We start from the raw sequence: 18,468 nt of genomic DNA, 5'->3' as shown, positions 1-18,468 counted from the left end.
TTGATAATTTTTTTAGCCGTCCGCCAGCTTCTGCGTGAAGTAATTCTGCAGATAGCGGGTTAGCCTCCTCGCCGCCCGGGACGGGTTGTCGGCCTCCTGAAACTGCGCTACGTCGATGCCGCGCTGCATTTGCATCGAAAAATGAAAACGCCGCGACGGGACCCGGTACCAGGGATTGTTCTTGGTCAAGGTCGTGGGTACGCAGCGGATCACGACCGGTGTGATCTGCACACCCGCGCGCAAGGCCACATTGGCCGCGCCCCTTTGCAACCGGAGCGGCTCGCCGGGGGTCGTTCGCGTTCCCTCCGGGAAGATGATCAGGCTGTTGCCCCGTGCGAGCGAACTGACCGTGGCTTCAATCACTTTCTCCGGATCATCGTTAGCAATGTAGCCGGCCAACCCGATGGGCCCACGTGTGAACGGGTTGCGTATCAGCGCACTCTTTACCACACAATCCGCACGCTTGATGAAGGCGATCAGGAACACTACGTCGATCAGCGACGGGTGATTGGCCAGAATAAGCTGCCCCGGGCGGTTGAAGTCCGCGGGATTCTCTACACTATAGGTCAAAATCCCAAGGCCGCGCATAATCTCAACAAAGCCGCGCATTGTATAGTGAATTGCGGCTTTTGCACGCCGTTCACGGGCCAATTTGTCTCCGGGGACAAGGTAAATCAGCGGAACGGCCACCAGGGGCAGCATTGCTCCACCAACTCCGAACAAGGTGAAGGCGAGGCCCGTGGCGACGACCCGCCACGCCCGATTGAGCCCGGTACTCATGTTGGCCCACACCCGCTTTGCATGGTCATCCTCGGTCGCGCTGCCACTGCCAGAAGTCATTGCCTGCAGGCAGACGAAGCTCCGACTGTTGCTCGTCCAGGAGAAAGCGAATCAGGGTCAGGACCTGGGGTTCGCCGGGTGGCCGCCGGGAATAGTTTTGGCCTTCTCCCCCTGTCAGAGACAAGGAAAAGCGGTTTTCAGGTGTTGTTTGCGAATCGCTCTGGCCGATGATAAAGGCGGCCGCGTAGGGCCACTGCGGTTCATTGCCGAACTCACGGTACACCTCAGGCAGCGGCGCATCGTAAACGACGCACAGCGCCTCCTCGCATTGCTGCTCCGCCAGAATGAGCCTCGCTTCCAGCATGGCCTGGCTCAAGCCTTCGTCGGGAACGGCCAGGGCTGTAATGGGGCTGGGGTCGGAGCGAGCGATGGAGAAAACTCCACCGATGGCGTTGTGTACGGAAAGGCTGAAATGGGTGGGAGACAGGTCTTCGCGCTGGGCCAGACCCCGCAGCATACCCACCGTGCGCTCGAGTTCGCCGTGCCGACTGCAAAATACACTGGGCCGGGGAGCGCTCTCGCACAGCAGCGGCCAGGCCACCGAGAGGGCCATCTTGCCGAGGGGGCTGAGCCGGCGGCGCAGCATGGGCGGTATATCCTGAACAGAGGGGCTCTCGCCGGCCACCACGTGCTTGCCGCCTTGTGCCCACTCTTTCCAATCCTGCCGGCTGGAAATTCCGGGCATCCATGCCGACCAGCGCTTGATGCTGAGATGAGTACCGCTCACGAGACCCCAAGAATCAATTCAAACTTCAATAAAAGCGAACGCGCCCGGCAGTTCACCCCACGCAGGGGCACATTCTAACCGGGTGAACCCCGATCGGGAAATGGTCACCACCCACCTTACGAACAGAGGGAGAAAAGCTGTTACCATACCCAGCCGAGCCAGTTCGAGGTCCTTCCACGACGAAGCAATCATTCTTAACGCGGACCTGCTTGAACTCCCTGAAGCAAGTATAAGATGATTCTTCCCAATCACAACTCGCCGGAGCCGCTCGCCGGCTTCGCAATGCCCTTCTCGCCCCGACGGGGCTCTTTCGAACAGCCAAGAGGACACTTCATGCGCATCATCGTGCTTGCCCTGACCCTTTTCCTGCTGGTGGGCTGCAGCAGTGGCGAACCGGCCTCCGAAGCCACACCCTACAAGCCGACCACCGAAATGATCGACATGATGAACTGGATCATGGATCCGGCAGCGGATGTAATCTGGGGAAATTCCGGCTGGGAAATCACCGAACAGGGAGAGCAGGAGCTGTTTCCCACGAATGACGAGGAGTGGCAGGCCCTGGTCAACGCTTCGGCCATGATTGCGGAATCCGGCAACCTCCTCATGTTGCCTGGCCGCGAAAACGGCGCAGACGGGCGCGGTGAAGACTGGATCGCGTACTCCCAGGCCATCGTTGAAACCGGCAATCAACTGCTGAAGGCCTCCCAGGAACAGGACAAACAAGCGATTTTCGACCTGGGCGGCCAGTTGTATCGCGTCTGCGTCGCCTGCCATCAGCGTTACGCCTACCCTGACGAAGAATAGATTGCCGATGAAGTTCAGGCTGAGTTTCGTCTTTGCGGCCCTGCTGCTCCCGGTGGTGGCAGCCGCCCATAATGTCTCCGAGGAAAATGCCCGGTTTATTGAAGGGGTGGACGGCGCGGCCATAGCGCCCTTTATGTATCTGGGAGCCAAACACATGGTGACCGGCTACGATCACCTGCTGTTTCTGGTCGGGGTTATCTTCTTTCTATACAAGCTGCGGGACGTGGCTCTCTACGTCACCCTGTTCACCATTGGTCACAGCATCACCTTGCTGGCCGGAGTCCTTGGCGGACTGCAGGTAAACGCCTGGCTGATCGATGCAGTGATCGGCCTGTCCATCGTGTACAAAGCCTTCGAGAACATGGGTGGTTTCGAGAAGATTTTCCGGGTTCGGCCGGACACCCGAGTGGCCGTGCTGGTGTTCGGCCTTTTCCATGGCCTGGGGCTCGCAACCAAACTGCAGGACTTCAGCCTCGCCGAAAACGGGCTTGTTGCTAACATTCTGAGCTTCAACCTGGGCGTTGAGATCGGTCAGATACTTGCGCTCACCGCCATTCTTCTGTTGCTCTGGCAATGGCGCCGGAGCCCGGGTTTTGCATCCAGCGCGTTCCTCGCCAACACCCTGCTGATGACGGGGGGCTTCCTCCTGACCGGGTACCAGCTCAGCGGCTACTTCTTTGGCCCCTGATCTGGGGATCAACTTTTTGAATGGTCAATCCTTCCAACAGCGTCCAATCACTTATGAATATTCACCCGACTACTGATTCCGCCTCCACCCGTCAGATCGCTGCCGCCAGCCTCACCGCACTGGCCGTGGCCGGCGCTTTGCTGGTTACAACGATTCTTCCGGCCGAATTCAACATTGACCCGCTGGGCACGGGGGCACTACTCGGCATCACCGGCATGTCCGAAGAGCAGATGGTGGGGGCGCTGAACGAACAGAACACGGAAATCCACCAGGATCGCTATCGCATCGTGCTCGCCCCCTTCGAATCGGTCGAATACAAATACCGGCTCGAACAAGGTGCGACCATGCTCTTCAGCTGGCACGCCGATGGAGACCTGGAATTCGACATGCACTCGGAACAGGATGGTATCGACCCGCAGGAGTACTCGCCGTCTTTTGCCAGGGGAAGCCGCGCAGCAGCCCGCGGCTCCTACACCGCTCCATTTTCCGGCATTCACGGCTGGTTCTGGGAAAACCGAAGCAGCCGTGAGGTGGTGCTGGAACTCAACACCACCGGATTCTTCAGTGCCGCAACCGAATTTCGCATGAACTTCATGGACGAGAAAACATTCGGTACATCAGAGTAAAACGCGGTTTATTGATCCGGATCAGCAAACCAGGCAGGACTAACCAAAGTTAACCAAACATTACGGTAGCGGATTTCATTCGCTGCCCAAGCGATGTAATGTTTCGTTTGAATGCAGGATCACACCCGAGACCCGGAACGGGGTCGACCTGCTGTAATCAGAGAGGAGAGACAAGCACGTGATCAATGAATTACTCTTTAACTTTGCCGAGTGGCTCGGGAACACCTCCGGGAGCCAGTCGCTGATCGGTTCCTTTTACATGTGGAACTGGATCGAGTCGACCCATGTTCTCACCCTGATGCTGTCCCTGGGCATGCTGTTCATGATTGACCTGCGAATGCTGGGTTGGTCCTTTACAAACATTCCCGCTTCGAAAATGAATGCCCAGATGAATATCCCGATGTTCATCGGCTTCGCCATCATGATCATCACCGGTCTCCTCCTCTACTACGCCAACGCAGTGCACGAAACTCAGAGCATCTGGTTTCGCATCAAACTTATTCTGCTCGGCGCCGCAGGCGTGAACGCCTGGCTGTTTCACAAAGCCATGGCCGCGTCCATCGACACCTGGGATCGCGCCCCTCTGCCCCCCAAGCGCATCCGCATCGGCGCCGGGCTATCCCTCTCCCTGTGGATTCTGGTCATCATCATGGGCCGCCTGATGGCCTACGACTGGTACGACTGCGACACACCCCAAGGTGCCTTCATCAACTGGGCCGTCGGCTGCGACCTCCAGTAAGCGCCAGTACCACCGTGATATTCAATTTCAAGATTTAAATATATTTGCAGGAGTTCCTCATGGAGCTATTACCCTTTTTCGAATGGTTAGAAACATCCTTGCTGGGCCAGGCCGCCAAAGCCTACGGCGGCACTTATGCCATGGTCCAATCCCTTCATTTGTTTTCCATGGCCCTGCTGGGCGGTGCAGTCATAACCACCGACCTGCGCCTGCTCAACGTAATCTTCCGCGACGTCCCCTCCAAAGTGGTCACCGACAACGCCCACAAATGGTTCAAACTGGGCCTCGCCCTGATCCTGCTCTCCGGCGTCTTCATGGCCGCAGGGGTGGCCATCAAGGTTTATCACAACGACTTCTTCTGGGCCAAAATGATCGCCCTGGCTGCGGGTATCGTGTTCGTGTTTGCGGTCAAGCGCCCACTTCTCGTGCAAGACCATGAGCAACTCAAGCCCTGGGTCCTCAAGGGCGTTGCGGTGGCCTCCATACTGGTGTGGTTTACCGTAGCAGCCACCGGCCGCTGGATCGGCTTCTCCTGATCGGTCAGCCAATCGCGACGAAACCCGAAGATATTAAGAGAGATGAACATGAGCAACGAAAGCAAATTGAGCACAATGGAAATCGTCGCGGCCGGCAGCTCCGCCGCGATTGTCCTCACCGCACTGGTATTCTGGGTCATCCAGATCCAGGGCGTCATGGAAATGCTGGAAATGGCCTACGGATAGACCGACCGCGGGTAATACCGCATAGCTCCGGTCGCGCCGACGCGCGGCCCACACACTTCCGACACTTCCACAGCTCTCAAGGATATCCCTCGAGAGCTTTTTTTGCGCAGTAATAACCCCGGAATCACCCAGCAAGTTGTCCTGAGGTCGTTGAGAAACGTCGGCGGCCAGGACGGCCGCCGTCGAGCCTGTCCACTGACGGACGTATTTTGGCGGTTTCCCGACGACCTCAGGACAACTTGCCCGCTCCAAACCCGCCCCCGCGAGACCCAAAACACCACCGGGCCATCCCGCAAGCTGTCCGGAGGTTGGCGGGAAACGTCGGCGGCCAGGACGGCCGCCGCCGAGCCTGTCCATGGACGGACGCATTTTGGCGGTTTCCCGACGACCTCAGGACAGCTTGCCAGCACCACCGGATCCGCACCGAAGCAACAACCTCAGCCATAAAAAAACCCCGCAGGATCGCTCCCGCGGGGTTTTTTGTTTGACTCAGATCCCTGCCGCAGCAGGAGGCTCTGAATTATTCGGTCGGATCAGCGCCGTCGTCCGGAGCACCAGTGCCGGAAGAGCCCATGAAGACCTTCTCACCATTGGCCAGGGTAATGTCACGACCATTGGCTTTACACTTGGGCTCGCACACCTTGTCCTTACTCTGGTAACCGCGCACGATCACATCAGTACCCACCGCCAGAGAGTTGCGGTTGATGCCGTTACGCAGCAGCGTGTTGGGAGTTCCACCCTCAACCATCCAATCGGTTTTGCTGCCGTCTTCCTCTTCCACAACAATATGAACCCAGGAGTGCGGGTTGATGAACTGAACCTTGGTCACTTGGCCGCGCAGCAATACCGGAGCGTCTGCATCGAACTCGGCGGCGAAGGCGTGGTGGGCATTAACCTGACTGAGTCCACCGATCAGGCCTGTCGCGATCATGCCTGCAATGGCAGCGATCTTGATTTTCATTGGCATATCCTCTACTTAACTAAATGTTCGATTTGTGTCTCTACTGCTGGCTGCCAGCACATTGTCTCGTGATTGCGTCCGATGCTCATTGATCCGCATCACCACACACCGAAACTCTTGACCATTTTCCCCGTGTTAACCCGGGATTCGCCAGCTCGTCAATTGATTAGACTCACATTGCGCGGGGATTTCTCCCCGCCTTGACCTGACTAAACTTAGTCTAACGGATTTTTACGCAGGTGGCCGTACATCAATTCTTCAACGAACTCGACACACTTGAACTGCTGCAACTCCGCATCCTTACCAGCCATTTTGTACAGAGTAGTCTGAATCTTCCACGGCTTAGTAAATACATCCGGGTTCTCAATGGTGGCCTCGTAAGCCATTGTGTTGGGACCGGTCTGAGTGTAGCGCTCGGTCACTGTCGCACCGTAACCAATGAAGTTGCCGGCACGATCCAACCAGGTTTCACCATTCTGTGCGGTGACTTCAATCACCAGTGTATCACCTTCCCAGCGTGCCCAGGACTGGCCCATCCAGGAATCGATCGGCGCTTCACCCGGATCTTCCAACATGATGTTGCGCACAGCACCCGCATATTCGTAAGCGAAGAACAAAGCGTCATCGTTGTGGAAAATCTGGAATGCGTAAGGCATGTAGTTGGCCCGCGGGATACCCGGCAGGTAGCACTTGATCTCCGGATCGCGCTCCAGGTAATTCTCGCGGTTGTCGTTGCGCTGCTTCAGCGCGTCGTCTTTGTAAGGGATCTCGCCGCCCTCAACGATACCCGGGCTGGCAGGAACAGCGCCTACGGCGCCCAGCGCCACCACTTCCTTCGCCGGCACCGGCACAAAGGGGCCTTCACGGAAAGCCAGAGCCGCGCGGGCGGAATGGGGCTCAACATCGTAGTTGTCCCGACCGGAGGCCTGCCACACGCCGTTAAAGTCCGGCTTGCCACTGGGGAGCCGCTCCGGCTCATAGTCTTCGGCGAATGAAGAGTTGGCCGCCAGCATTGCGGAGGACATCAGGCCAAGGAACATAATTCCTTTTCGGAAGCTGTGGCTAAGCATATGCATTCTCTCTTTTAGTAATAGACTGCTCGATTATCGCTGTTGTCTAGGCGGTAGAACAAAAGGTCCGACCAAAACGCGCTCTCGCAGGGTGACAATCTCGCCCGGACCGCAGATGATTCGGAGGCGCCCGGCACCGGGTACCTGGTGGTCAGGCGAGGATGTTAGCGAATCATACCCGGTTTCGCAAAGCGCCACGAAGGGTAACAACATAACTTAACCCATTGGATTCCGTGGCTTTCCGAGTCCCGCTGCACAGTGCGCCGGCGACTTCATTTGACTCAGAAAATGCGACTCGTTAAAAGCTCTCCGTCCCGAAAAGTTGGGACAGGCTTCACGCGAACGCGACCCGGGCCTGATCACCCGTCCAAAGGTGGCAGCTTTTGATCTCCGTCAGAGGCGAACGGATCCGCCAAAAAATTGCCCCTGTTAGCTTATGGGAGGCGCATTACAATGCAGGGAAGCATCAACATCAACAGACGAGGTGGCAGATGGGATTACTGATCGATGGACAATGGCACGACCAGTGGTACGACACCGAAGCAAGCAAGGGCAAATTTGTGCGGGAAGAGGCCAAACTGCGCAACTGGATCACCCCCACCGGCGAGCCGGGCTCCAGCGGCAAGGGTGGATTCAAGGCGGAACCGGACCGCTATCACCTTTACGTATCCCTCGCCTGCCCATGGGCCCACCGCACCCTGATCTTCCGACGCCTCAAAAACCTATCCGACCTCATCGATGTGTCGGTGGTCAGCCCGCTCATGCTCGGGAATGGGTGGACCTACGAGGAGAGCGAAGGCAGTACGGGGGACCGGCTGTATGGCTCTCAGTACCACTACGAGCTATACACCCGCCACGACCCGAACTACAGTGGGCGCTCGACCGTGCCGCTGCTCTGGGACAAAAAGAACGGAGAGATCGTCTCCAACGAATCAGCGGAGATCATCCGCATGTTCAACAGCGCATTCGATTCCATTACCGGCAACACCCTGGATTTCTGGCCGGAGGATTTGCGCGATCAGATCGAGGCCGTCAACGAACTGGTCTATCACAACATCAACAACGGGGTGTACAAGGCCGGCTTTGCCACCAGCCAGAAGGCCTACGAGGAAGCGTACAAGGAGCTCTTCTCCGCGCTGGATCAGGTGGAAGACATTCTCTCGCGGCAACGGTATCTGGTGGGCAAGGTACTCACCGAGGCCGACTGGCGGCTGTTCACCACACTGATTCGTTTCGATGCGGTGTATCACGGCCATTTCAAATGCAACCGCCAGCGTCTGGAAGACTTCCCCCACCTGTCCAACTACGTGCGGGAGTTATACCAGTACCCCGGCGTTGCGGAGACGGTCAGCTTTGATCACATCAAACGTCATTATTATTACAGCCACGACATGATCAATCCGACTCGCATCGTTCCGGTTGGGCCGGAGATCGATTACATGCGGCCGCACAACCGCCAGACCATCTGATCATCGAACGGAGCTGGCGGGGGCAGCCGGCGACTCCGGCTGCAGATTGCCTATCCGAATACCGCCATGCATTGCCGGCTCAGCATCACCAGCTCGCCTTTCTCGGTCCAGATCGAGCCGTTCTGCCAACTGTAACCGTTTTCGGCGGCAATGGCCTGGGCGTCAATGCGAAACCACTCGCAGGCGCCAAGCTGGTCGGGCGTTCTGACAAAGTCGAGTTGCCAGTTCATGGAGCTGTTTGGCGCGGGCTCGCGAAGGCGCGTCGCGATCATGGGCGGTGGCAGGTCCGCGAGGGCGGTAAGGTGTGCTTCGCTGCAGCCGGTGTCGCCCCGATGACGAACGTAGATGATGCCGTCGGTTTTGTCGCTGCCGGAAAACAAGGGGTCTCCCGCGGCAATTCGGCTCTCGAAATGACCCAGAAAGGCAGGGCGCCCCTCGGGGACGAAAGCAGATTCAGCCAACTCCGCCAGAGGAGTCGCCGGCGGCATGGCCGGATCCAGGAAGGCCTGGGAAACCCGGTCGCGGGCGAAGATTCCAACCGCAATCAACCGCAATGCGCCGCCCTGTACGATTTCCGCCTGCACTTGCCCTGCGGATTTACCCTGACGCAACAGCCGGGTGGTAACGTCCACCTCCCCCGCACCGACCGGCCCCACAAAAGTGATCTGCACACTGCGCAATGCTGCATCCGGCTGCGCCCGCTGGCGCATGGCCTGGACGGCGATCGCCGCCTGCATGCCGCCGTAGACCGTGCGCCCCTGGAGCCAGTCCTCCGTGATGTTGATGTGTAATCCGGTGTCGGACAGTACTGCACTGTCCATCATCTCGCTGAAACTCGGCATGATGGCTTCTCTGTCGTTGGTAATGAACGTGGCTTGCCGCATGGGCGGGGGCGCAGTATATATCAAGGTTGGGCCGACACCGGGCGGTCAGGCGCCTGCCAGGTCCGCCGCACCTTCCTCGAACACCGCAACAGCGTTGCGGCCATTGTTTTTGGCCACGTACAGGGCCTGATCGCACCGCCGCAGCCAACGGTCGCGGGTATCGCCGTTGCGCAGGCCGCTCACTCCACAGCTCACCGTCACCCGCGATTCCTTGAGCATGGGCGAGGACCCTATAGTCGCACGCAGCTCGTCGCCCACCGCCCGGGCCTGGGCTTCCGTGGTGTCGGGAAGAATAATGATGAACTCCTCTCCGCCCGCGCGACAAACGCTGTCGAGCACCCGCACCCGCGAGCGGATCAGCTCCACAATGCGCACCAGTATGCGGTCGCCCGTACTGTGGCCGAACAGATCATTGATCCGCTTGAAGTGGTCCACGTCCAACGCAACGAGGGCGGCTTCCCCCCGACCGCGTTTTTTCCGTTCAATCAGTTCGTCGAGCTTGGAATCCATGTAACGGCGATTGAATGCCCCGGTCAGATGGTCCGTCACGGTGAGCTTTTTCAATTCGTCGTACTGCTGTTCGAGATTGCTGACCGCAATGTTGAAGAACACCGCTGTGGTAAGAAGCGTTGCTCCGATTCGAACTGCGGTTTCAGGCGGCAGGGTCAGATAGGCGGTACCGCAAACGGCGACAAAGCACAAAGTGGCAAGTGGAACGGCCAGTCTGCGTGGATGCTTCCAGTAGAGTGCCAGCAGAATGGGGAAGGACCAGTAGGCGCCCACCGCTCCCAACTCGCGGATGACGACCACGATATCGGCAATGTAGAACAGCGAGAGAATACAGGGCGGGACATAGAACCGACCGTAGCGCCGGAAATGCAGCGCGTTGACAATGCTGAGAGCGGCCGTGGCCAGCGGCGGGACGGCGAGAAGATATTGGCCGCGGGCCAGAGCCCAGACCGAGAAAGGCGCCACAAGAAATCCTACGGCGCTGTAGATCTGATAGGCCATTACCTCGCGGTAATTGGGTCTGATTTCGATCATCCTGTTGCCTCACACATCCTTGTCGTCAAGACTTCCACGGACTTGGCAGCGACACGCGCAGATTCGAGCACGCCGGCGACGAAGCCTGTCCCGATCACAAATGGAGTCGGACCCATCTTTGGGCTGGTTCCGGCAGGAGATCCTGTGGAGCACCAGGCAGCAAGGGTTTTCGCTGACGTGTTGCTGTCGTTCGACGGGTAAATCAACAACCGGGCACGTAGAATACGGCGCGTCAGGAGCAAAGGGAACCGCCATCCGACAAATGGCGGACGGGCGGCAGATTGGAGGGGCGACCGCAGCTTTCCCGCAGGGAACGGGGCCTCAGTGGTACGCGAGGTCTAGGCGTCGCGCTTGAACGCCGCCAGCGGGTGTGTGGTGGTGATGCTCAGGGCGACCCGATCGCCGACCTGAAAGTGAGTTTCATGGCTCGCGCGGACTTCCACGAGCGGACCGTCATTCAGGCGCACCGCATAGAGGCGCGAGCCTCCTTCATACCGGTTTCGTTCAACGCGGGCATTGCCGGTCGCCGAGGACTTGATCGACAGATCGTCGGGCCTCACCAGCAAGTCCACCTCCCCGCTCGCGCCATCCATCGGCGTGGCCGGAGCGGCGCCGATGGCGGTGTGCACCACATGCTCCTCCAGGCGGCCGGGAAGGAAGGCGGCCTCACCAAGGAAGCGCGCAACGAAGCGGCTGACGGGTTCACAGAAGCAGGTTTCCGGTGGGTCCAACTGCTCGAGGTGGCCCCCGTTGAGTATGCCCACCCGATCGCCCACCGACAGGGCCTCCTCCTGGTCGTGGGTCACCCAGATTGCGGGCACGCCGGCGGTTTTCAATGCCTCGCGGATTTCCCAGCGCAGACTGTCCTTGAGTGCGGCATCCAGGTTGGACAAGGGCTCGTCGAGCAATATCAGGGCGGGTTTGTGGGCCAGGGAACGCGCCAGCGCCACCCGCTGCTTCTGCCCCCCGGACAGATTCCCCGGCATCACCCGGCGCAGGGGTTCCAGGCCAAGCAAGCGCAGCCAATGGTCCGCCGGCGTTTTGTCGGCCAGGCGGAACGCCACGTTCTGCTCCACGGTCATGTGGGGGAACAGAGCGAAGTCCTGGAAGACCATGCCCACGTTGCGCTTCTCGGGGGGCACCATACGCTGCGCATCGATATGCAGCTCACCCAGCCGGATCTCGCCCGAACTGATCGGGACCAGGCCGGCGATGGCGCGAAGTATGGTGGTTTTACCGCAGCCGGTGGGACCCACCAGCATCAGAATCTCATCGGCGCCCAGCGTCAGGCTGACGTCTTCAACCACCGGGGTCCGACCATAGGTTACGCAGAGATTCCGTATTTCCAACATCAAAGGTTCTCGTCTTTCAGTACACCCATCTCGGCGCGCCGCTCACCGCTGAGCATGAGGGCCAGCCCAAACCCGGAAATCACCACCAGCAGCAGCCCAGGTACCGCGGCACGGCCGAAGTAACCCGCCTCGTAGACCTGCCACAGATAGGTGGCCAGGGTCTCGAAATCGGTCGGCCGCAGCAGCAGAGTTGCCGGCAGTTCCCGCATGGCCTCCAGAAACACCAGGGCGCCGCCCGCAATCAGCCCCCGAAGGGTGAGCGGCATTGTAATGCGCCAGAACGCTTCGCGGGAGGACGCCCCCAGGGTTCGGGCGGCCTGGACCAGGCTCGGGTCGAGCCGTTCCGCCGTGGACCGCACCGAACCCACGGCCAGGGGCAGAAAACGGAATACATACGCAACCACGAGCAAGGCAAGGGTCTGGTACAAGACGGGCAGGCGCAAGCCCACGTAGACCAGCGCCGTACCCAGCACAATCCCGGGCACACCAAACCCCAGATAGGTGATCCGCTCCATCAACCGACCGGCCCGCCCGGCAATTGCCGCGTGAGCCACAGGCACGGCGAGCACCAGAGCCACCAGAGCCGCCAGCAGCGAGGCCTTTGCGGAATTCCAGGCATAGCCCAGCTCGAAATCGCCGGCGCCCTCGCGCCACAACCAGACTCCGAAGATCAGGAGCGGCAGGCCGACCGCGAGACCGAACACCAGCCCAAGTGCTCCAAATGCCCCCGCCACCAGAGGCTTACCCGGCCACAGCGACAACGGTCGGCCCGGGCGTTCGTGAGTGCTGCCGACCCGTGTTTCCAGGAACAGCACCAGAACCACGATGACCAGCAACTGCAGCGAGAGCATCGCCGCCTGGGTGAGGCCGAAGGCATTGTATTCCACGAAAATCACCCGGGTGAAGGTATCCACCCGCATGATCGCCGGCGTTCCGAAGTCGGAAAGGGTGTACAGGGCCGAGAGCAGGGCGCCGGCAGCAATGCCGTTGCGCACCCGCGGCAACACCACACGCCACAGGCTCTTGGGAAGCGAGAGGCCCAGGGTCCGCGCAGCATCCACGAGACTGCCATCGAGCCCCCGCAGGGACGCCCGCGTAGTCAATAGTACAAACGGATAAGTGTAGAGGGTCATCACCAGCGTCGCGCCGGCCAATCCATCCAGCCGCGGTGTAACGATACCCAGAAGATTCTCGATTTCCCCGCCGGGACCGAAGGCCGCGTAGAAGGTAAATGCGCCGATGTAGCTCGGCATCGCCAGCGGCGCCGCAAGGGCGATAAGCCACAGACGTCGCCAGGGCAACTCCACATAAGCGGCCAGAAGGGCCAGAGGAACACCGAGCAGGGTCGCGCCAAGTGCGGTCAAGCCAGTCAACAGCAGTGTGTTGGCAAGAACACCGAGGGTGCGGGCGCTGAAAACGCCCGTGGCCTCCCAGCCCAGGTCCACCAGGACGGCGACCGGAAGCAGGGCTGCGGCCGCGATCAGCGCGGCCCAGGGATAGGACAGTGGCCAGCGCCTCATAGGACGCCAACGTCACGCATGAGGTCCAGTGTGGGTCTCAGGTCGGCCAGTCGTGTGAGATTGATGTCGGGCGGGTGAATACTGTCGCGGGGAGGCAGACCCGGGGGCATGCCCATACCGCGAGCCATCGGGATCTCGTAGGCTTCGGTGGCGAGATAGGACTGCACCTCGCGAGTGAGCAGATAGCGGATGAAATTAATCGCAGTGTCACTGGGACTGAGAGCCATCACGCCGGAAGCATTCAACAGACAGCCCGCATCCTTCTCGGTGAAGGCCAGATCCACTTTCGCGTCAGGCTTGCCGGACTTGAGGCGCAATGTGTAATAGTGGTTGGCAAAACCGAGGTCGACCTCCCCCCTTTCCACGCCCATAACCACCCCCAGCTCGCCCGCGTAATTACGGGCGCGGCGGCTGACGGCCCGCAGCCAGTCGCCGGTAGCCTGTTCGCCCTCCAGCAGCCGCATGGCGGTGATAAAGGACTGGAAGGCCGCGTAGGCGGGCGCCCAGCCAACCGACAGATCACTGTCCGCCAGAGCCATGATATCGTCGGGCACCCGGTCGGCTGTCAGACGTTCGGTGTTGAATGGCAGTGTGCGGATGCGCCCCGAGACCGGCGCCCACTTCGGATAGCTGAACAGCGGATCGAATTGCCCGGTGATATCTTCCGGCAGAACATGGCCGCCGCCTTCTTCTGCAACCAGGCCGAGCGCTCCCGAATCCACGGCCCAGAAGAGATCCGCCCGGCTGATTCCGGCGCGGGCTTCCGCGACAATGGTGTTGGCGAGAGCGGCGGTCGGGCCGGTGCGCACCCGCAGGTTCAGCTTGGGATTGCGCTGGCGAATGGCTTCGAGGACATTCTCATAGAGGCCGCCTTCGCCCCGGCCAAGATAAAGGGTCAGATCCCCCTCGAGCGGCGGTAACTGCTCTACCGACACGCCTGCGCCCTCATCTGCGAGCGCGCGCAGTGCAGCCGGCGGGAGCGCGCCCAGCGCCCCCGCGGCAGCGAGAATCTGAAGGAAGTTGCGGCGGCGCACCTTAGAATACGCTCCGGCGATTCTGCTCGGCCTCCCGCAGGAGGGCCTGAGCTCGCTCCAGTTTGACCTGCATCGCCTCCACCACGCTTTTCACTTCGGCCACAGGCACCTTGCCACCCTCGATACGCAGGGGCAGTGTCACATTGAAATCTTTCTCAAGGTCCTCCACCAGAGCCGCATCCTGCTCGATGAGAGCCCCTTCAACACCTTCGAAACGGGTGGCGTAGGTATCGTGAACGATGGAGGTAGCGGCTTCAAGATCCCGCTCCGCGTACTTGGCGACCACGCGGTCCAGCTGCTCCCTCACTTCACTCAAGGTGGCAACCGGATCGGCGGCGAGGGAAGTGTCCGAGGCAACCGGCTGTTCCGCCTGATATTTGGCCGCAAGCTTCACAGCACCAAGGGCCTGCCACATGGCTTCTTCGAGCGCCTGCTGCTGTTCGCGGACTTCCGCGACCGGCTTGCCCTGCTTGATGCCGTCGTGGACGCCGAAGATGCCCTGCCAGATCGACGCGTAGACGGGGACGAAACTGGTTTCAATCGCGGCGTGAAAATCCACGGCCTCCCAGTTCTCAATCAGCTTGGCGGGATCGGCGGACTCCGGTTTGGATTCGTAACGGTCGACAATGGTGTCGGCTTCGTCCAGGAACCAGCGGACTTCGCCGGTGTAATCGTCGATGTGCGCCTCGAGGTCGTTGACGTGCTCGCCGATTTCCCCGTTTGCGTAGGCCGGGCTGGCCTGGAACGCGGCACAGGCCGTGATTAGCAACATACTGCTGAGGAATCGCTTCATGGTGCCCTCGGGAATAAGAGTCGGATGTTCTTGCAAATGATACTTATTATTAATTGGATGGTAAAGCTCAACAACTGCCGATTGTGGCGGGGGATCTGAAGGTCCCTGCGTTGACTCCGATTGAGCCGCTGCTACCATGCCCGCTCTGTCGGACAGCAACGATCACTGCGAGCAGGACATCAGCGTGGAGGACAGCAGTGAGCTGTACTTTCGCGACTACGCCGACCCGAATGTTTTTATTGCCGCAAGCGCTTCAAGAGCTGGGATCGCCGCTACGACAAACTGGCGGTGACCTGAAGTAATAACAACAATTGACCAGCAGGTTGCCAATGGCCTATCTACTTGCGATCGACCAGGGGACCACCAGTTCCCGCGCCCTGATCTTCGACACGGAGAGCAGTCAGCTCACCGTCGCTCAACAGGAGTTTCCCCAGCACTTTCCGAAGGACGGCTGGGTGGAACACGACCCCGCCGAGATCTGGGCCTCGGTGCACCATACCGTCACCGAAGCCCTGGAAAAATCCGGTCTTCGCCCCGCTGACATCGCCGGCATCGGCATCACCAACCAGCGGGAAACCACTCTCGTCTGGGACCGTTCCACGGGCGAGCCGGTTTACAACGCCATCGTCTGGCAGGACCGCCGTACGGAGCCGTTCTGTCGGGATCTGGTGGAGCAGGGCTACGAGCGCGAGGTACAGGATCGCACCGGATTGGTCATCGACCCCTATTTTTCCGCGAGCAAGATCCGCTGGATCCTGGAAAACGTACCCGGCACCCGTCGCAAAGCCAAAGCCGGGGAACTGGCCTTCGGCACCGTGGACAGCTACCTGCTCTGGAAGCTCAGCGACGGCAGGCTTCACCAGACCGACGCCACCAACGCCTCCCGCACCGCTCTGTTCAACATCCACCGGCAGGAGTGGGACGACGAACTGCTGCGACTGTTCGACATCCCTCTCGCACTGATGCCGGAGGTTCGCGACTGTGCGGCAGACTTTGGCTCGTCCAGCCACCACTGGTTCGGAGGGGAAATCCCGATTCTCGCCATGGCCGGCGACCAGCAAAGCGCGCTGGTCGGCCAGGCCTGCTTTCAGGAAGGCATGGCCAAAAGCACCTATGGCACCGGCTGTTTCCTGGTGGTAAACACCGGCAGCAAGGTGCTGAAGTCGGAACACAAACTCCTCAGTACCGTGGCCTACCGCCTCGACGGGAAGGTGAGCTATGCCCTTGAAGGCAGCATCTTCGTTGCCGGTGCGGCCATCCAGTGGCTGCGGGACGCGCTGCGCTTTATCGACACCGCCAGGGAATCGGAAGGGCTCGCCGCCCAGGTGGCTGTCGATCACGGCGTGTTTCTAGTCCCGGCCTTCACGGGGCTTGGCGCGCCCCATTGGGACCCGCACGCGCGCGGCGCGATTCTGGGCCTGAACCGGGATACGGGGATCGCCGAGATCGTCAGTGCCGGTCTGCAGTCGGTCTGCTATCAGACCCGTGACCTGCAGGAGACCATGGCCAGGGATGGAGTCAGCACCAGCGTGCTGCGGGTCGATGGCGGCATGACCGTCAACAACTGGATGCTGCAGTTCCTGGCGGACATTCTCGGCACACCGGTGGACCGTCCTCAATCCGTGGAAAGTACGGCCCTCGGCGCGGCGTATCTCGCCGGACTGCAGGCGGGAGTTTTCAGCTCGCTCGATGAGATCGCACAGCAATGGCAACTGGACAGGGAGTTCCGCCCCGCCATGCCCGAAGCCCAGCGGGAGGCCCTGTATGCGGCCTGGCTGGACGCGGTGGCCCGGGTCCGCTCCCGGCGGGATTGACCGATTGTTGAAACCAGACGGCGCCTGTGGGTTCCCGGTAAATCCGCTACAATGTTTTGCTTTGCGGTTCCAATGCTGAGAGATGTTGTATGAGCAAAGTGCTGGAAGGCGTGCGGGTGCTGGACTTCGGTCGCTATATTGCGGGGCCGTTCTGCGCCGCGCTGCTGGCCGACATGGGTGCGGAAGTAATCCGCATCGAGCGCATCGAAGGGGGGGAGGACCGCTTCACCTCGCCGGTCGCAGAGGATGGCAGCGGTGCCGCCTTTCTGCAGATGGGCCGCAACAAGCTGGGAATGACACTGAACCCGATTAAACCCGAAGGCAGGGAGGTGGTGCAGCGCCTGGTGAAGACAGCCGACGTGGTGATCGCCAACCTCCCGCCCCAGACGCTGAAGGCAATGGGCATTGATTACGAAAGCCTCACTGCCATCAAGCCGGACATCATTCTCACCTGGATCTCCACCTTCGGTTCCGGCGGCCCCTACTCCAACCGCCTCGGCTTTGACGGCCTCGGCCAGGCCATGTCCGGCAACATGCATCTGACGGGGCCCGAAGACCACCCGGTCAAGGCTGCGGTCAACTACGTGGACTTCGGCACCGCGAGCCTGAGCGCATACGGCACCATGGCGGCCCTCCTGGAACGGGAAAAGACTGGCAAGGGCCAGATCGTGGAAGCCTCCCTCTATCGCACCGCCCTGAACTTTGCGGGCAACTTTCTCACCGAACAAAGCGTCCTCGACCTCAACCGGCATGGAACCATGAACCGGCTGCAGAACAGCGGCCCGGGAGACACCTTCAGAACCCGTGACGGCTGGGTGCTCATTCAGACCGTCGGCAATGCCATGTTCGAACGGTGGGCCAGGCTGATGGGTGAAGACCACTGGCTCAGTGATCCGCGCTTCAAGGACGACATTTCGCGCGGCGACAACGGTGAATTTATCAGCGAACGCCTGGCCCACTGGTGCCTGGAGCGGACAACCGCCGAGGTGCTGGCCGCCTTCGAGGAGGCCAAACTGCCCGCGGGCACGGTGTACGATCTGCAACAGGCTCTGGATGACGAGCACGCCCAGGCGGTGGGCGCCTTCAAGGATCTGGACTATCCCGGCACCCCCCGCACCCCCAAAGTGGTGGACACTCCCGTCAAGCTGTCCCGGACGAATCCCAGTGTCGAAAGGCGGGCGCCAACCCTGTCCGAGCACACACACCAGATCATGACGGAGCTCGGCTACTCGCAGGACGAAATTGCCGTGCTACGGGAGAAGAGGATTATCTAGCAGGCTGTTGTTCCTTCGGATCGATACGACCTGTTGCAAAAAAATAATACAATCGAGTTTGCCCCTATAGCGTTACAGAATAGCGTTTCAGAACGGCCCGCCATTCC

20 protein-coding genes are annotated in these 18,468 nt (G+C 60.2%); 10 read left to right on the top strand and 10 right to left on the bottom strand.

Translation table 11 applies throughout. The features are described from left to right. Positions 1-12: 12 nt before the first annotated feature. Together ACURWW_RS14245 and ACURWW_RS14240 are read right to left on the bottom strand one after the other, a co-directional pair. Complete coding sequence (locus ACURWW_RS14245) at positions 13-840, bottom strand: lysophospholipid acyltransferase family protein (protein ID WP_445618002.1); 828 nt, start codon at positions 838-840, stop codon at positions 13-15. Beyond that, complete coding sequence (locus tag ACURWW_RS14240) at positions 806-1,567, bottom strand: beta-ketoacyl synthase chain length factor (RefSeq protein ID WP_445618003.1); 762 nt, start codon at positions 1,565-1,567, stop codon at positions 806-808. Before ACURWW_RS14240 ends, ACURWW_RS14245 begins: the two co-directional genes overlap by 35 nt. A gap of 234 nt (positions 1,568-1,801) precedes the next feature. On the opposite strand from ACURWW_RS14240, the gene ACURWW_RS14235 reads away from it, so the two are divergent. From ACURWW_RS14235 to ACURWW_RS14210, 6 genes are all read left to right on the top strand, one after another. Beyond that, positions 1,802-2,371: a hypothetical protein gene (locus ACURWW_RS14235; RefSeq protein ID WP_445618004.1), complete on the top strand. Its 570-nt coding sequence runs from the start codon at positions 1,802-1,804 to the stop codon at positions 2,369-2,371. A 7-nt stretch (positions 2,372-2,378) separates the two neighbouring features. Continuing rightward, positions 2,379-3,059 carry a HupE/UreJ family protein gene (locus ACURWW_RS14230; RefSeq protein WP_445618005.1) on the top strand — a complete coding sequence of 227 codons (681 nt, stop codon included), beginning with the start codon at positions 2,379-2,381 and terminating at the stop codon, positions 3,057-3,059. Positions 3,060-3,112: 53 nt separating this feature from the next. Further along, positions 3,113-3,685: a hypothetical protein gene (locus tag ACURWW_RS14225; RefSeq protein WP_458618504.1), complete on the top strand. Its 573-nt coding sequence runs from the start codon at positions 3,113-3,115 to the stop codon at positions 3,683-3,685. Positions 3,686-3,863: 178 nt separating this feature from the next. Continuing rightward, positions 3,864-4,424: a hypothetical protein gene (locus tag ACURWW_RS14220; RefSeq protein ID WP_445618007.1), complete on the top strand. Its 561-nt coding sequence runs from the start codon at positions 3,864-3,866 to the stop codon at positions 4,422-4,424. A 59-nt stretch (positions 4,425-4,483) separates the two neighbouring features. Further along, on the top strand, positions 4,484-4,960 hold the full coding sequence (locus ACURWW_RS14215) for a DUF6644 family protein (protein WP_445618008.1): 477 nt from the start codon (positions 4,484-4,486) through the stop codon (positions 4,958-4,960). A gap of 48 nt (positions 4,961-5,008) precedes the next feature. After that, a complete protein-coding gene (locus ACURWW_RS14210; RefSeq protein WP_445618009.1) occupies positions 5,009-5,146 on the top strand; it encodes a hypothetical protein in 138 nt (45 codons plus the stop codon). A 520-nt stretch (positions 5,147-5,666) separates the two neighbouring features. Here the strand turns inward: ACURWW_RS14210 and ACURWW_RS14205 are convergent. Continuing rightward, the gene (locus tag ACURWW_RS14205) at positions 5,667-6,107 is read right to left on the bottom strand and encodes a DUF6152 family protein (RefSeq protein ID WP_445618010.1); all 441 of its coding nucleotides are present in this window, start codon (positions 6,105-6,107) and stop codon (positions 5,667-5,669) included. A 215-nt stretch (positions 6,108-6,322) separates the two neighbouring features. Next, on the bottom strand, positions 6,323-7,177 hold the full coding sequence (locus ACURWW_RS14200) for a hypothetical protein (RefSeq protein ID WP_445618011.1): 855 nt from the start codon (positions 7,175-7,177) through the stop codon (positions 6,323-6,325). Positions 7,178-7,668: 491 nt separating this feature from the next. Between ACURWW_RS14200 and ACURWW_RS14195 the strand changes: the two genes are divergently transcribed. After that, positions 7,669-8,646, top strand: a complete 978-nt coding sequence (locus tag ACURWW_RS14195) for a glutathione S-transferase family protein (RefSeq protein ID WP_445618012.1) — start codon at positions 7,669-7,671, stop codon at positions 8,644-8,646. Positions 8,647-8,696: 50 nt separating this feature from the next. On the opposite strand, the gene ACURWW_RS14190 is transcribed toward ACURWW_RS14195, so the two are convergent. From ACURWW_RS14190 to ACURWW_RS14165, 6 genes are all read right to left on the bottom strand, one after another. Beyond that, a complete protein-coding gene (locus tag ACURWW_RS14190) occupies positions 8,697-9,488 on the bottom strand; it encodes an acyl-CoA thioesterase (protein ID WP_445618013.1) in 792 nt (263 codons plus the stop codon). An 87-nt stretch (positions 9,489-9,575) separates the two neighbouring features. Then, the gene (locus tag ACURWW_RS14185) at positions 9,576-10,574 is read right to left on the bottom strand and encodes a GGDEF domain-containing protein (protein WP_445618014.1); all 999 of its coding nucleotides are present in this window, start codon (positions 10,572-10,574) and stop codon (positions 9,576-9,578) included. Positions 10,575-10,912: 338 nt separating this feature from the next. Then, positions 10,913-11,926, bottom strand: coding sequence for an ABC transporter ATP-binding protein (locus tag ACURWW_RS14180; protein ID WP_445618015.1), 1,014 nt, complete (start codon positions 11,924-11,926; stop codon positions 10,913-10,915). Beyond that, a complete protein-coding gene (locus ACURWW_RS14175; RefSeq protein ID WP_445618016.1) occupies positions 11,926-13,446 on the bottom strand; it encodes an ABC transporter permease in 1,521 nt (506 codons plus the stop codon). Before ACURWW_RS14175 ends, ACURWW_RS14180 begins: the two co-directional genes overlap by 1 nt. Continuing rightward, positions 13,443-14,480 (bottom strand): substrate-binding domain-containing protein, encoded by a 1,038-nt coding sequence (locus tag ACURWW_RS14170; RefSeq protein ID WP_445618017.1) that lies wholly within the window; start codon positions 14,478-14,480, stop codon positions 13,443-13,445. The genes ACURWW_RS14175 and ACURWW_RS14170 overlap by 4 nt, the downstream gene beginning before the upstream one ends. A gap of 1 nt (position 14,481) precedes the next feature. Then, positions 14,482-15,273, bottom strand: coding sequence for a hypothetical protein (locus ACURWW_RS14165; protein WP_445618018.1), 792 nt, complete (start codon positions 15,271-15,273; stop codon positions 14,482-14,484). Between the two features lie 136 nt (positions 15,274-15,409). Between ACURWW_RS14165 and ACURWW_RS14160 the strand changes: the two genes are divergently transcribed. From ACURWW_RS14160 to ACURWW_RS14150, 3 genes are all read left to right on the top strand, one after another. Then, positions 15,410-15,565, top strand: a complete 156-nt coding sequence (locus ACURWW_RS14160; protein WP_445618019.1) for a hypothetical protein — start codon at positions 15,410-15,412, stop codon at positions 15,563-15,565. Between the two features lie 37 nt (positions 15,566-15,602). Next, on the top strand, positions 15,603-17,087 hold the full coding sequence (gene glpK, locus ACURWW_RS14155; RefSeq protein ID WP_445618020.1) for a glycerol kinase GlpK: 1,485 nt from the start codon (positions 15,603-15,605) through the stop codon (positions 17,085-17,087). 89 nt (positions 17,088-17,176) lie between these two features. Next, entirely contained in the window at positions 17,177-18,361 is a 1,185-nt protein-coding gene (locus tag ACURWW_RS14150) for a CaiB/BaiF CoA transferase family protein (RefSeq protein WP_445618021.1), read from the top strand. The last annotated feature ends 107 nt before the right edge of the window (positions 18,362-18,468 follow it).

Source organism: Gilvimarinus sp. F26214L (assembly GCF_054401055.1).
This window is presented reverse-complemented; position numbering and strand designations above follow the sequence as displayed.

What these genes read in the sequence shown, in the direction of transcription:
- ACURWW_RS14245 (WP_445618002.1), bottom strand. Translation starts at nt 840, where the DNA reads ATGACTTCTGGCAGTGGCAGCGCGACCGAGGATGACCATGCAAAGCGG.
- ACURWW_RS14235 (WP_445618004.1), top strand. Translation starts at nt 1,802, where the DNA reads ATGATTCTTCCCAATCACAACTCGCCGGAGCCGCTCGCCGGCTTCGCA.
- ACURWW_RS14230 (WP_445618005.1), top strand. Translation starts at nt 2,379, where the DNA reads ATGAAGTTCAGGCTGAGTTTCGTCTTTGCGGCCCTGCTGCTCCCGGTG.
- ACURWW_RS14225 (WP_458618504.1), top strand. Translation starts at nt 3,113, where the DNA reads ATGAATATTCACCCGACTACTGATTCCGCCTCCACCCGTCAGATCGCT.
- ACURWW_RS14215 (WP_445618008.1), top strand. Translation starts at nt 4,484, where the DNA reads ATGGAGCTATTACCCTTTTTCGAATGGTTAGAAACATCCTTGCTGGGC.
- ACURWW_RS14210 (WP_445618009.1), top strand. Translation starts at nt 5,009, where the DNA reads ATGAGCAACGAAAGCAAATTGAGCACAATGGAAATCGTCGCGGCCGGC.
- ACURWW_RS14205 (WP_445618010.1), bottom strand. Translation starts at nt 6,107, where the DNA reads ATGAAAATCAAGATCGCTGCCATTGCAGGCATGATCGCGACAGGCCTG.
- ACURWW_RS14200 (WP_445618011.1), bottom strand. Translation starts at nt 7,177, where the DNA reads ATGCTTAGCCACAGCTTCCGAAAAGGAATTATGTTCCTTGGCCTGATG.
- ACURWW_RS14195 (WP_445618012.1), top strand. Translation starts at nt 7,669, where the DNA reads ATGGGATTACTGATCGATGGACAATGGCACGACCAGTGGTACGACACC.
- ACURWW_RS14190 (WP_445618013.1), bottom strand. Translation starts at nt 9,488, where the DNA reads ATGCCGAGTTTCAGCGAGATGATGGACAGTGCAGTACTGTCCGACACC.
- ACURWW_RS14185 (WP_445618014.1), bottom strand. Translation starts at nt 10,574, where the DNA reads ATGATCGAAATCAGACCCAATTACCGCGAGGTAATGGCCTATCAGATC.
- ACURWW_RS14180 (WP_445618015.1), bottom strand. Translation starts at nt 11,926, where the DNA reads ATGTTGGAAATACGGAATCTCTGCGTAACCTATGGTCGGACCCCGGTG.
- ACURWW_RS14175 (WP_445618016.1), bottom strand. Translation starts at nt 13,446, where the DNA reads ATGAGGCGCTGGCCACTGTCCTATCCCTGGGCCGCGCTGATCGCGGCC.
- ACURWW_RS14165 (WP_445618018.1), bottom strand. Translation starts at nt 15,273, where the DNA reads ATGAAGCGATTCCTCAGCAGTATGTTGCTAATCACGGCCTGTGCCGCG.
- ACURWW_RS14160 (WP_445618019.1), top strand. Translation starts at nt 15,410, where the DNA reads ATGCCCGCTCTGTCGGACAGCAACGATCACTGCGAGCAGGACATCAGC.
- glpK (WP_445618020.1), top strand. Translation starts at nt 15,603, where the DNA reads ATGGCCTATCTACTTGCGATCGACCAGGGGACCACCAGTTCCCGCGCC.
- ACURWW_RS14150 (WP_445618021.1), top strand. Translation starts at nt 17,177, where the DNA reads ATGAGCAAAGTGCTGGAAGGCGTGCGGGTGCTGGACTTCGGTCGCTAT.